Source organism: Sulfitobacter sp. M368 (genome assembly GCF_025141875.1).
GTDB lineage: Bacteria > Pseudomonadota > Alphaproteobacteria > Rhodobacterales > Rhodobacteraceae > Sulfitobacter > Sulfitobacter mediterraneus_A.
In genome coordinates this window covers 1,804,383-1,817,349 of the sequence record NZ_CP081113.1, presented here as the reverse complement: position 1 = coordinate 1,817,349, position 12,967 = coordinate 1,804,383, and the positions used below count along the sequence as shown (strand labels likewise).

The 12,967-nt window shown below is 58.8% G+C and carries 13 protein-coding genes; 8 read left to right on the top strand and 5 right to left on the bottom strand.

The annotated features are described in order from the left end of the window. Window positions 1–11: 11 nt before the first annotated feature. The 7 genes from K3754_RS09105 (at window position 12) to K3754_RS09075 (ending at window position 4,811) form a co-directional block, all read left to right on the top strand. Complete coding sequence (locus tag K3754_RS09105; RefSeq protein ID WP_259943032.1) at window positions 12–827, top strand: sulfurtransferase/chromate resistance protein; 816 nt, start codon at window positions 12–14, stop codon at window positions 825–827. Then, a complete protein-coding gene (chrA, locus tag K3754_RS09100; protein WP_259943031.1) occupies window positions 824–2,080 on the top strand; it encodes a chromate efflux transporter in 1,257 nt (418 codons plus the stop codon). Before K3754_RS09105 ends, chrA begins: the two co-directional genes overlap by 4 nt. Window positions 2,081–2,150: 70 nt before the next feature. Next, window positions 2,151–2,630: an SspB family protein gene (locus K3754_RS09095; RefSeq protein WP_259943030.1), complete on the top strand. Its 480-nt coding sequence runs from the start codon at window positions 2,151–2,153 to the stop codon at window positions 2,628–2,630. A gap of 114 nt (window positions 2,631–2,744) precedes the next feature. Beyond that, on the top strand, window positions 2,745–4,136 hold the full coding sequence (fumC, locus tag K3754_RS09090) for a class II fumarate hydratase (protein ID WP_259943028.1): 1,392 nt from the start codon (window positions 2,745–2,747) through the stop codon (window positions 4,134–4,136). Beyond that, window positions 4,133–4,309: a DUF4169 family protein gene (locus K3754_RS09085; RefSeq protein WP_259943026.1), complete on the top strand. Its 177-nt coding sequence runs from the start codon at window positions 4,133–4,135 to the stop codon at window positions 4,307–4,309. Before fumC ends, K3754_RS09085 begins: the two co-directional genes overlap by 4 nt. Continuing rightward, window positions 4,306–4,530: a ribbon-helix-helix domain-containing protein gene (locus tag K3754_RS09080; protein ID WP_203211340.1), complete on the top strand. Its 225-nt coding sequence runs from the start codon at window positions 4,306–4,308 to the stop codon at window positions 4,528–4,530. Before K3754_RS09085 ends, K3754_RS09080 begins: the two co-directional genes overlap by 4 nt. 17 nt (window positions 4,531–4,547) lie before the next feature. Then, window positions 4,548–4,811 carry an N-(5'-phosphoribosyl)anthranilate isomerase gene (locus K3754_RS09075; protein ID WP_259943024.1) on the top strand — a complete coding sequence of 88 codons (264 nt, stop codon included), beginning with the start codon at window positions 4,548–4,550 and terminating at the stop codon, window positions 4,809–4,811. 121 nt (window positions 4,812–4,932) lie between these two features. Here the strand turns inward: K3754_RS09075 and K3754_RS09070 are convergent, their stop codons facing one another. The 4 genes from K3754_RS09070 to K3754_RS09055 form a co-directional block, all read right to left on the bottom strand. After that, a complete protein-coding gene (locus tag K3754_RS09070; protein WP_259943023.1) occupies window positions 4,933–5,826 on the bottom strand; it encodes a fructose bisphosphate aldolase in 894 nt (297 codons plus the stop codon). A gap of 74 nt (window positions 5,827–5,900) precedes the next feature. Then, the gene (locus K3754_RS09065) at window positions 5,901–7,253 is read right to left on the bottom strand and encodes a cytochrome P450 (RefSeq protein ID WP_259943022.1); all 1,353 of its coding nucleotides are present in this window, start codon (window positions 7,251–7,253) and stop codon (window positions 5,901–5,903) included. Beyond that, window positions 7,250–8,521, bottom strand: a complete 1,272-nt coding sequence (locus K3754_RS09060; protein WP_259943020.1) for a hypothetical protein — start codon at window positions 8,519–8,521, stop codon at window positions 7,250–7,252. The genes K3754_RS09065 and K3754_RS09060 overlap by 4 nt, the downstream gene beginning before the upstream one ends. A 64-nt stretch (window positions 8,522–8,585) precedes the next feature. After that, window positions 8,586–9,338: a cytochrome c biogenesis CcdA family protein gene (locus K3754_RS09055; RefSeq protein WP_203211344.1), complete on the bottom strand. Its 753-nt coding sequence runs from the start codon at window positions 9,336–9,338 to the stop codon at window positions 8,586–8,588. 93 nt (window positions 9,339–9,431) lie between these two features. Here K3754_RS09055 and K3754_RS09050 point away from each other — a divergent pair, with 93 nt between their 5' ends. Then, complete coding sequence (locus K3754_RS09050; protein ID WP_203211345.1) at window positions 9,432–9,659, top strand: sulfurtransferase TusA family protein; 228 nt, start codon at window positions 9,432–9,434, stop codon at window positions 9,657–9,659. A gap of 114 nt (window positions 9,660–9,773) precedes the next feature. On the opposite strand, the gene K3754_RS09045 is transcribed toward K3754_RS09050, so the two are convergent. Beyond that, entirely contained in the window at window positions 9,774–12,641 is a 2,868-nt protein-coding gene (locus tag K3754_RS09045) for a ribonuclease E/G (RefSeq protein WP_409202373.1), read from the bottom strand. Window positions 12,642–12,967 lie beyond the last annotated feature (326 nt).

The following is a 12,967-nucleotide window of genomic DNA, read 5'->3' as shown; positions in this document are numbered from 1 at the left end:
GGACGCATGCCATGGCTGCCCCAAATGAAATCACCGTTCCTCAACTCTTGCGCCTGATCGGCCTGCCCGATGCGCCGGTCATTGTCGATATTTCGATAGATCCCGATTTTGCCGATGATCCCTACCTTATTCCCGGATCTTTCCGGCACCCCCATACCGACATTGAAGGGCTGAAATCCCGCTTGCAGGGTCGGGCCTGCGTGATCACCTGTCAAAAAGGTATCAAACTCAGCCAGGGTCTGGCCGCATGGCTGCGTCAGGACGGGATCAAGGCCGAGTACCTCAAGGGGGGCATGTACGGCTGGCGCGACCATGACGCCGCGCCACGCATTCCCTTTGCCGCCATTCCGGCCCCTGTGGCAGGCAATACGCTATGGGTGACGCGCCACCGGCCCAAGATTGACCGGATCGCCTGCCCTTGGCTGATCCGCCGCTTTGTTGACCCTACCGCGCGGTTCCTGTTTGTCTCTCCCGCCGAGGTCATGGGCGTCGCGGACCGGTATGGCGCGACCCCCTTTGATGTTGAGGATGTATTCTGGTCGCACCGAGGCGAGAACTGCACTTTTGACACGATGCTGGATGAATTCGCCCTGCACACCGAGGCACTGGACAGGCTGGCACAGGTGGTGCGGGCGGCAGATACCAATACACATGACAAGTCTCCGCAAGCTTCTGGTTTGCTTGCTCTTTCTGTCGGGTTGTCCCGCCAGTACCGTGACGATCTGGAGCAGCTTGAGGCGGGTATGGCGCTTTATGATGCAATGTATCGCTGGGCGCGGGATGGATCGGACGAGGGCCACGACTGGCCCGCAGGATCCAAACAATGAGCGCAGCGAACTGGTCGGAGATGACCCGCATCTTTGGGCGCATTGGCCTGCTTTCGTTTGGCGGTCCCGCTGCGCAGATCGCCCTGATGCACCGCGAATTGGTGGAGGAACGCCCATGGCTGGATGAAGACAGCTATCTGCGGGCGCTGTCGCTGTGCATGTTGTTGCCCGGCCCCGAGGCGATGCAACTGGCCACCTATGCAGGCTGGAGGATGCGCGGGGTTGCGGGTGGATTGCTGGCCGGATTGCTGTTTGTGGTGCCGGGGGCGATTGTGATTGCTGTGCTGGCCCTGGGCTATGCCTATTTTGGCCAGCTGCCGCTGGTGCAGGCGGCATTTTTGGGCATCAAGGCAGCGGTGATCGTTGTGGTTTTTCAAGCCCTGCGCAAAGTGGCCGGCAAGGCGCTGCATGGGGTGCAGGGATGGGCGCTGGCGTTGCTATCTTTTTTGGCGCTCTTTGTTTTTGGTATGCCCTTTCCCTTGATCATTCTTGCCGCTGGCCTTTGGGGGGTGATTGCCGCGCGGGGGACTGCGGCGCCCGTAAGTAACAACGCCCACACCCCTGCCCGCGCCGTACACAGCCTGCGCACCATTGCCATCTGGGGTGGCCTTTGGGCCGCACCCTTGGCGGCGCTCTGGGCGCTGGATGATCAATTCTTGCTGCAACTTGGGTTGTTCTTTTCCAAGCTGGCGGTTGTGACCTTTGGCGGCGCCTATGCGGTTCTGGCCTATATGACCCAAACCGTGGTGCAGGATTTCGGCTGGATCAGCACCGATCAGATGATCGATGCACTGGGTCTGGCCGAAACCACACCCGGCCCGTTGATCTTGGTGACAGAATTTGTCGCGCTGCTGGCGGGATTTGCCCAAACCGGCGTCACAGGGGCCATCACGGCGGGTCTGCTGGCGCTTTGGGTGACCTTTACCCCCTGTTTTCTGTGGATCTTTCTAGCCGGTCCCTACCTTGAACAGATCAGCGCCCAACCGCGCCTTGCCGGGGCGCTGCGGGCCATTACCGCGGCTGTGGTCGGGGTGATAGCGAACCTGTCAGTCTGGTTTGCCCTGCATGTCCTTTTTGATCAAGTTCACGGCAGTGCCGCCTTGGCCTTGCCGATACCGGAATGGAGCAGTTTCAATGGTTTAGCTGCCACATTCACCATCGCGGCGGCCGTTCTTATGCTGGGCCTGAAACGTGGTTTTGTCCTGAGTATGACGCTTTTGGCATTGGCCGCGCTGGTCTTCGCACTTCTTTAAGGTAGCCTCTTTCCCTTGGCGGCAAATGGCGTATGCTACCCCCAGCCCGAGCGCAAAACCGGAGATGAGGATGAGCCGCGAGATCGACTACGGTAACCTGATGCATGATGCCATGCGCGGTTTGATCCGCAATGTACTGCTCGATGTGGCCGCGCACGGTTTGCCCGGCAATCATCACTTCTTCATCACGTTTGACACCGCCCATCCTGACGCAGAATTGGCCGATTGGTTGTCTGATCGCTATCCCGGCGAAATGACAGTGGTGATGCAGCATTGGTACGACAATCTTGAGGTCACCGAGGAAGGGTTCTCGGTCACACTCAATTTCGGCGACGCGCCAGAACCGCTTTATATCCCCTATGATGCGATCCGCACCTTTGTGGATCCGTCGGTGGAATTTGGCCTGCGCTTTGAACAGCAAGAGGGCGAGGAAGAGGATGCCGATGCACCGGCGCCCGCGCTTTTGCAGGAACATGAGGACGAACTTGAGGTCGAAGAAGAGACCACAAAAGACGCCGAAATTGTTTCACTGGATAGCTTCCGCAAGTAACTTTGCCCTGCGACGAATGCGACCTGTGGCCTTGCGTTAGCGCCATCGCAGATTGCACTGGCTTGCGCAGACCGCTACACCGCCTGCAAACGCCCACAACGCAGGAACAGCATCATGGCCGATACGCGCACAGAGACCGACAGCTTTGGACCTCTGGAGGTCCCCGCAGACAAATATTGGGGCGCACAGACGCAACGCTCGATCATCAACTTTCCCATCGGTTGGGAAAAACAGCCTGTGGCGATTGTGCGTGCCCTGGGGGTGATCAAAAAAGCCTGCGCCGCGGTCAACCTCGAATTTGGCGATCTGGATGCCGCTTTGGCACCCGCCATCCAGCAGGCCGCGCAAGAGGTGATCGACGGCAAGTTTGACGACAACTTTCCGCTGGTGGTCTGGCAAACCGGGTCCGGTACCCAGTCCAACATGAACTCCAACGAAGTGATCTCCAACCGGGCGATCGAGATTCTGGGTGGCGTTATGGGGTCCAAATCCCCGGTGCACCCCAATGATCATTGCAACATGGGGCAATCGTCGAACGACACCTTCCCGACCGCGATGCATGTGGCCATCGGCATGGTCGCCCGTGATACGCTGTTGCCCGGATTGCGCAAATTGCACGCCGCACTTGAGGCAAAATCCGAAGAGTTCAAAGACATCATCAAGATCGGCCGCACCCATACGCAGGATGCGACGCCTCTGACGCTGGGTCAGGAATTTGGCGGTTATGCCCATCAGATGGCCAAAGGCATCGCACGGGTTGAAGCCTGTCTGCCTGATATTTACGAACTGGCCCAGGGCGGCACGGCGGTCGGCACCGGCTTGAACACCCGCAAAGGCTTTGCCGAAAAAGTCGCAGCAGAGATCGCCAAGATCACGGATCTGCCTTTCGTGACCGCGCCCAACAAGTTTGAGGCGCTGGCCGCCCATGACGCCATGGTGATGTTCTCCGGTGCGCTGAAGACTGTGGCCGCCTCCATGTTCAAGATCGCCAATGACATGCGCCTGCTGGGCTCCGGTCCGCGCTCTGGTTTGGGCGAATTGATCCTGCCCGAGAACGAGCCGGGCTCGTCTATCATGCCGGGCAAGGTGAACCCGACGCAGGCCGAGGCGCTGACCATGGTCTGCGCCCATGTGATGGGCAATGACGCCGCCGTTGGTTTTGCCGGATCGCAGGGGCATTTTGAGCTGAACGTCTATAACCCGATGATGAGCTACAATGTGATCCAGTCGATGCAATTGCTTGGCGATGCCGCCAGCAGCTTTACCGACAACATGGTTGTGGGCACGCTGGCCAATGAGGCGCGGATCGAAAAGCTGATGAAAGAGAGCCTGATGCTGGTGACGGCACTGGCCCCGACCATCGGCTATGACAATGCCACCAAGGTGGCCAAGACCGCGCATAAGAACGGCACCACCCTCAAGGAAGAGGCGATTGCACTCGGGTTTGTGGATGAAGAGACCTTTGATCGGGTTGTCCGGCCGGAGCAGATGATCGGACCTAAATGAACACGCCCATCAACCTGAACAAGGCGCGAAAATCCCGCGCACGCGCCGAGAAGAAAGCGCGTGCGGAGGAAAACAGCGTCAAGTTCGGGCGGACCAAGGCCGAGAAAGACGTGCAAAAGGCGCAGGCAGACAAAACGGTGCGCTTTTTGGACGGGCATAAACGCGAGCCATGAGCGGGCGGCCCGTCAAACATTCCGTCACGCTCAAGGGGCATCGCACGTCGATCTCTCTGGAGGACGAGTTTTGGGCCGAGTTTCGCGCGATAGCGGCGCAGCGCGGCGTGCCGATCAATGCGCTGGTGGCACAGATTGATGCCGAACGCGGGCTGGATCTGGGGCTGGCCTCTGCCATTCGATTGTTTGTGCTGCGCACGTTAAAGGAACGTTTACCTTAACCAGGCAGGGTTGGCGCATGACCCTGCCTGCCGAACTGTCCCCGCAAAACTGGACGACCCATTTGTTTAGCGCCAAAGCCGCCCGAGAGGGGGGCGTGGTCAGGCGCAAAATCCGCGATATCGAACGTTATGTCGGATTGGAGGAGTTCCTGACAGAGCTGAACCGGCGCGGCTTTCACGCGGTAGAGAACGCCGGACAGCTTGTCATTTTCTGCAATCAGGAGCCCATTCGCCTGGTCACTGGACCGATTTTTTCAAAAAAATCGAAACGAAGTCTTTAAAGACTTCGGAAACCTATGGACCCCAAACGCGACAAGCCCCCGTTTCCTTCAAAGGAAACGGTCCGAATTCTTTAAAGAATTCGGGAACCGCGTCCATTTTGTCCGAGCTGTCTGCCGCGCTTTACGCCAGAGAGGCCTTGTAAATCTGATCGATATTCGCCCCCAGCGCTGCGTTGAACTCCGCATCGCTCATCTTCACATTCAGCCCTTCGGTCAGCGCCCGTGAGAAGCTCGCGATCATCTTGGTGTTCTGCGCCAGACGTGCACAGGCCTCTTCGGTGGAATAACCGCCCGAGAGCGCCACAACCCGCAACACATTGGCATGATCGGCCAGGGCATCATAAATCCCCGGTTGCTCTGGTATGGTCAGCTTCAGCATCACCAGCTCATCTGCCGACAAGGCCTCAACATGACGCAGCAACGCAGCTGCAAGCATCTGTTCTGCCCGTGCTTTTGTGCCTGAATGAATATTCACCTCGGGCTCGATGATCGGCACCAGCCCCGCCGCGCAGACCTGTTTGGCAACTTCAAATTGCTGGGCGACCACAGCTTCAATGCCCGCTTCATTCGCCTCATGAATGACGGACCGTTCCTTGGTGCCAAAAATGCCGGCCGCCTTTGCACGGTTCAGCAACGCCGCCAGTTCCGGCATAGGCTTGAGCAGTTGCACATCATTTTCCTGATCCGCCAGACCTTTGTCGATCTTCAAAAACGGCACCACGCCGCGATCTTCCCACAGCAATTGCGCCACAGGTTTGTCATTGATCGTCGCGTCCATCGTGCGTTCAAACAGGATCGCGCCAATCACCTTGGACGAGGTGAAATCATCGGCCAGAATAATCCGCGCCCGCATGTCATGCATTGCCTGAAACATCTCGGTCTCGCCGTTGTAGTCCTCAGGTTCAACGCCATAAAGGCTCAGCGCTTTGGGGGTGGAGCCGCCAGACTGATCCAAGGCCGCAATAAACCCTGCGCCGCTTTGCATCTGCGTCTTTTGTGCGTTGTCGATTGGCATCCTGATATCCCCGCGTTTGAAAATGATTCCGTTTGAATGGGGTTCTAATTCAAAGCCGCCCGCGATGATAGAACCTACCGCCGCTCAAGACGCAGCCAAATGCCGTTCTGCGCCCGCACCGTCAGATGGGCAACCGGCACCGGTGTTTTGTCCGGCTGCACCACGACGCGGTAATCCCGCAAGATCCGCGACAGGATCAGCGGCCCTTCGACCATGGCAAAGCCTGCGCCCGTGCAGACCCGCGCACCTGCGGAAAACGGCATATAGGCATTGCGCTGACAGGCCTTGCCATTTTCCGTATGCCACCGTTCAGGGTCAAAGCCGTCGGGATTGTCCCACAACCGCTCGTGGCGATGCAAATGCCAAGGGCTCAGCACGAGCTGCGCCCCCTTTGGCACGGGGCGGTCGCGGAAATGCTCCGGGCATCCGGCCTCGCGCACCATCATCGGCACCGGCGGATAGAGCCGCAGGGTTTCACGGAATACATCGCGGCTGATCCTGAGTGCTGACATCACCGAAAAGTCACAATCTTTCAGAGCCGTAGCCTCATCCGCAACCCGATCCTGCCATTCAGGATAAAGCGCCATCAGATAAAGCGCCCAAGCCAGCGCGGAGGCACTGGTTTCGTGTCCTGCCAGAAAAAAGATCGCCACCTGATCGACCATTTCATCGGTGCTGAACCCTTCGCCCGTCACAGGATCAACGGTGGTCATGATCTTTGTGGCCAGATCATCCGGCGCTGTCCCTGCCGCGATCTGGGCCGCCCGGCTTTGCGTCAGTTCGGTGATCAATTGGCGGATCTTGGCAGCGTTCTTGCGGGTGCTTTTGCGGTGCAGCCGCGGCATCCAGCGCGGCAGCGGCACAAATGCGCCCAGGTTCAGGATCGGTTGACTGCGTTGGTAGCTGCGGAAGGCATCGAAGACCTGCTGTGCCAGATGGTGATCAATCGGGATCGAAAACAAGGTGCGAAAGATCACATCGGCGGCGGCATGGCTGGTTTCCGCCTCGATCTCGATGACCTGCCCCGCCTGCCCGTCCAGTCGCGCCGCTGCGGCCTCCGCTGCATCCCACATCGCAGGAAATGTTTCGCGCAGACGTCCCCCTTCAAAGGCCGGATCAATGATGCGGCGCTGGTGTTTCCACGTCTCGCCATTGGTCAAAAACACCGATTGTCCCAACAACGGGCGCAGACCCTCGCTGATCCGGGCGGATTTGGGGAAGTCATCGGGGCGTTCTTTCAAGACCGTTTCTATCAACGCCGGATCGTTGATCATGAAACTGCGGAAAAACGGCGTGCGAAATTCGGCCATCCACGCGCGATAAAGCTTGGCGGGCTGCGCCGACAGGATATCGCGGCGAAACAGGCGCATATACTGCAAAAGCGACACTTTCTCGGGCCGGCTGGGCGGTTTGGGCGGCAGGGTCATGGCGCCATATTCCTAAAGCCGTTCACGGGTGTCTCGATCCGCGATTTCGATGGCGGGCGGCCGGCATAGCGCTGGCCCAGCGGGATCGGCCCAGCGGTGATTTGGAAGTAATCGTAGTCTTTCGGGCGGTCAAAAGCGCAAAGGTATTGAAAATGCAGCCGAAAAAAACGCCAACGCAGCGCCTTCCACCGCGCCGGGCTCAGGGTTTGGGTAAAGGCCGCGGAAAACACCAATGGCCATTTCTTGCCTTCGGGCGCGACGCCCGACACCGCCACCGGATCACAAAGCGCAAAGGCGCAGCCATCCCCCGGCGCGGTCACATCCACCCAGGTCAGGGCATCCGTGGCTGCCAATTCATGCAGATCGCGGCGCAAACGGTCTGCCTTGGGCAAAAAAGAAACCATCGGAACCACCTGACCCAATGACAAAAAACCCAATGCTGGCCCGGTCTCCGGCACCCGGCCAGCACGGAGCAGATCGGCCAGAACAGACACCGCAAGATACGCCCCAGAGGAATGGCCGACGACCAGCACCTCGCCCACGTCCTCTTGCAATGCGGCCGCAATGGCATCCGAAAACGCGGTAATGCGGGTCTCCAGCTCTGCAGGATACCCACCCCTCTGCGCCGCCGAATAGGCATAATCATGCATCAGGTAGTAGGCGTAAAAGCGATTGTCCTTGCGTTTGAACCAACGCAACACGGCAATGGCGCATACCCCCCCCGCCACCAATGACAGGCCAATCGACGGATAGAACAGCGGCGTAAAGATCCGGCCCGGCCAAAGCTGTTGTTCCAGCTGCCCGAATCCGACCCCGATCAGGCTTGCAATGCCCCAAAACGCAAAACCCGCCAGCAGCAATTGCAACAGCAACATCCCAACCGGATAGAGCGCTGCAATCACCGGCCCTTTGCGCAGCTTCATCAACCGCCAGAGTGCACCGGTGCTGATGTAGATCCACGCGGTGCGCACGAGTTGCAGGTAGGTGCCCGCGATCGAGCCATCCATGGAACCGCGCACAATGTCGGACCAGACCAAAACCTCGAAATCAGCCTGCGCCGCACGGCCATCCATGATCGCGTCCACGTGCCACCCATAATTTCCGCCTGACTTTTTGGGTTTCAACGCAATGTCATAGCCGGAAATCTGTGATTGGGCCGCGCCCTCTTTGCGATAGAGTTCGCGATAGCGGCGCGGATGGATCGGATCATAGCCGGGAATGTAAAACACCCGCCGCCGAAAGGGTTGATCTGCGCCTTGCCTGTTCATCCATCAAGTTTAACGGCGAAGATTGCTAAGAGGTAGTGAATTCGCGGGGAAAACCCCGCAGATTTCAGCCCAAGGTCGCCAATGCCGGAAAGGTTTCGAGCAGCCAGAAGGCAAAGCTGCTGAAGGCGCCTGTGACCATTGCCAGCCCGACCAGAACCAGCAGACCGCCCATGATCCGCTCAACCAGTTTCATATGCGGTTTGATCCGGTTCATCACACCCATTGCACGGGTGATAAACATCGCCGCCAGCAGAAACGGCAGCCCCAGACCGATGGCATAAATGCCCAGCAACAAGGTGCCTTTGCTGACCGAGCCTTCAGAGGCCGCCAGGGACAGGATCGCGCCCAGTTGCGGGCCGATGCAAGGCGTCCAGCCAAAGGCAAAGGCAAGGCCCAGAACATAGGCACCAAAGCTGGAACCGCCTTTGTCACCCGCGTCCAACCGCGCCTCTTGATCCAGAAACGGGATCCGGAACAATCCGATGAAATGCAGACCAAAGACGATGATCACAACACCCGAGATTTGCGCAAAAAGCACCTGATTTTGCAGGAAAAACGCGCCAAATGCCGAGGCGGTGAAGCCAAGGATCAAAAACACCGTGCTCAGGCCCAGAACAAAGAACAGCGCGGCGATCACAGCACGTCTGCGGGCTTCGCCGCCGCTGGACATATCGTTCAGGGATACACCGCTCATATAGGCCAGATAGGGCGGCACAATCGGCAGCACACAGGGGCTGAGAAAGCTGATCACCCCCGCGACAAGCGCGATAATCATGGCGGGCATCAGACCCGCGTCAATCAGTTCAATTCCAAACATGGGCCACACCTAACCGCCTTCGCGCCCGCCGTCACGCCCCCTTGCGGTCACAACACTGTGGACGGGGTGTAACATCTGATTTATCTCAAGCTTATGAAGATTGTAGATCTCGATGCCACTGGGCTGTTGTGCCCCCTGCCTGTCCTGAAACTGCGCAAACGGCTTGGCCCTCTGGATGCAGGGGATTGTATGCGGCTGCGGGCGGATGATCCGGCGGCGGTGATCGATGTGCCGCATTTCTGCGCCGAGGCCGGACATGCGTTGGTGGAAACCGCGCAAGAAGGTGACGTGCAGGTCTATCTGGTGCGCAAGGGCGGCTGACCGTCTGTGGCTGGGTAGCCCCACCAACGGTCTGCTCAGAAAAAGGTATACAACAAAGCAAAAGGCAGGCCCAAAGACCTGCCTTTCTGATTCTTCGTCAATACCTCGGCGCTGTTAGCGCCCCAAGGACCACCAACCGCGCCGCTTTGGCTTTTTCGCCTCTTCCGCTTGATCCGGCTTGGCCTCTGCCACGGGCTCCGCCGCCGCAACAGTCTCGACGGCTTTGGGCTCTTTGGCGGCAACAGGTTCCGGCGCAGGCTCGGGCGCTGGCGCAGCTGCCTGTTCCGGCGCTTTGGCCTCTTCCGGCTCTGATGCAGTTTCCGCCGCCTTGGCCTTGGATTTCGGTGCTGCCTTTGCCTTGGGCTCGGCCTTCGGCTTGGCCTTGGCGCGGGTACGCTTTGGCTTGGGCTTCTCTTCCGCCGCATCGGCCGATTTTTCTTCCGCTGTGGTGGTCACTGCAGCGGCCTCTTCCGTGGCTTTGCTGTCCGCCTTTTTGGCGCGGCTGCGCGGTTTCGGCTTGGCCTTGGCTTTGGTCTTTTCGTCCTCAGCTGCCTCCGGTGCAGGTTCCGCAGTCTTGGCATCCCCATCGGCGGCCGCTTCTGCCGCTTCTTTCTCGGCTTTGGCTTTGGCGCTGGTGCTGCGGGACCGGCTGCGGGTTTTGGGCTTGGGCTTTTCTTCCGCTACTGGCGTGTCCGCTTTGGCATCACTGGCCGCATCTGCCGCAACCGGCGCCGCGTCAGATTTGACCTCTTCAGCATTGTCCTGCTTTGCCGGTTCGGAGGTGTCTGAACCCTCTGCATTCTGGGGCGCATCGGCGTTCTCATCGGCAGAAGACGCGTCTTTGTTGTCTTCGCCGTTCTGATAATCACCGCCACCATTCTTGCCGCGACCACCACGGCTGCGACGCCGGCGGCGGCGGCGTTTTGGTTTGCCCTCCCCGTCTGAATCGCCGCTGTCCTGGTGCGGTGATTGCGCTTCTGGGGTCTCTTCATCGCTGGTTGTATCGGCCTCATCCTCGTCGATCTGATCCATCAAGGACGTATCAACAGACACGATATGATCGGCCACAGGGGCCACATTGCGTGTCGCGGTCTTGAACTTCTCAAGCGTGAATTCAGGGCTGACCAGCGATGGATCACCTTCGATGCGCACAGACAAACCATAACGCGCCTCGATCTGGGCGATATGTTCGCGCTTTTGGTTCATCAGGAAGTTGGCGATGCCCACAGGGCATTTCACCAGCACTTCGCGAGACCGGCGGCGTGTGCCTTCTTCTTCGATCTGGCGGATGATCGACAGCGCGAGATTGTCATCAGACCGGATCAAACCGGTGCCGTGACAGGCCTGACACGGCTGGGTTGTTGCCTCGATCATGCCGGGACGCAGACGTTGCCGCGACATTTCCATCAGGCCAAAGCCCGAAATGCGGCCCACCTGAATGCGGGCGCGGTCGGTCTTGAGCTTGTCTTTCATCCGTTTCTCGACGGAGGCGTTGTTCTTGCGCTCATCCATATCGATAAAGTCGATCACAATCAGACCGGCCAGATCGCGCAGGCGCAATTGACGGGCGACTTCGTCAGCGGCTTCAAGGTTGGTTTTCAGCGCGGTTTGTTCAATCGAGCCTTCTTTGGTCGCCCGGCCAGAGTTGACGTCAATCGCCACCAAGGCTTCTGTCACGCCGATCACAATATATCCGCCCGACGGCAGCTGCACCGTTGGATTGAACATACCCGACAGATAGCTTTCCACCTGGTAGCGGGCAAATAGCGGCAGGCCTTCCTCATAGCGTTTCACGTTCTTGGCGTGCGAGGGCATGATCATCTTCATGAAGTCCTTGGCGATGCGGTAGCCGCGTTCGCCCTCGACAAAGACCTCGTCAATCTCGCGGTTGTAAAGATCGCGGATCGACCGTTTGATCAGATCGCCCTCTTCATAGATCTTCGCCGGCGCGATGGATTTCAGCGTCAGCTCGCGGATCTGTTCCCAGAGGCGTTGCAGGTATTCATAGTCGCGCTTGATCTCGGCGCGGGTGCGTTTGGCCCCTGCCGTGCGCACGATCAGACCGGCGCCCGATGGCACCTGAATTTCGTTCGCGATCTCTTTGAGCTTCTTGCGGTCTGCGGCATTGGTGATCTTGCGGCTGATCCCGCCGCCACGGGCGGTGTTGGGCATCAAAACGCAATAGCGGCCCGCAAGTGAAAGATAAGTGGTCAGGGCCGCGCCTTTGTTGCCGCGTTCCTCTTTGACGACCTGCACCAAAAGGATTTGGCGCACCTTGATCACTTCTTGAATCTTGTAACGCTTCGGGCGCGGTTTGCGCACCGGACGGATGTCTTCGCTGTCATCCTCATCGGCAACAGATTCGATGCTTTCATCCTTGGAGGCCGCATCAGAGGATTTTGCATCCTCCTCGTCGTCACCCTCATCAGCGTCAGAGCTATCGGCATCTTCGTCCATCGTCGGGGTCTCGACCGGCGTTTCGGTGACCCGTTCCATTGGCGAGGACGCTTCATCGTCGCTGACGGTCACTTCGTCGTCATCGGTCAGATCGACGGTTTCCATACCTTCGATTTCACCAGATGTTTTTGCATCCTCGGTTGTGACGTCCTCGGCTTTGGATTTGGACCGGCTGCGCGACCGTGAGCGCCGCTTGGGCTTGGGTTCGTCATCATCCTTGGCCGCCTGCGCCTCGGCATAGGCGCGTTCTTCTTCCAGCAGCGCCTGACGGTCGGCCACGGGAATCTGGTAGTAATCGGGATGAATTTCCGAGAACGCGAGGAAGCCGTGGCGATTGCCACCGTAATCCACAAAAGCCGCCTGCAAAGACGGTTCGACCCGTGTTACCTTGGCGAGATAGATGTTGCCAGCAAGCTGGCGTTTGTTTTCGGATTCAAAGTCAAATTCCTCAACCTTGTTTCCGTCGACCACCACAACCCGAGTTTCCTCGGAGTGGGTGGCATCGATAAGCATTTTCTTAGGCATAAATCCACTATGCACAACAATCGCGCGGCTGCGGTCCCCGGGGGTGCCTCAGGCTGCGTTGTGTGACTTGTCAGGGCGATGTGGGACGCGGGCAAGACGGGGCCAAAACTGGCCTCTGGTCGTCTGCTCATAGCGTGTGCGCGCGTCATCGCGGTTCTTCTCCGACGTGACAGGGCGGACCCTGCACATCCATTGTTAACTGGTTTCATCCGGGGTTGCCCCGTCAAAACATCAGCGGTTCTCTGGCCGTTTCCGGCCCAATCGGTCTGCTCCGCGCCCGGTGGGGGCTCTGCAGAAGCAGCGAAACTCGTAAGGACATCAATCGA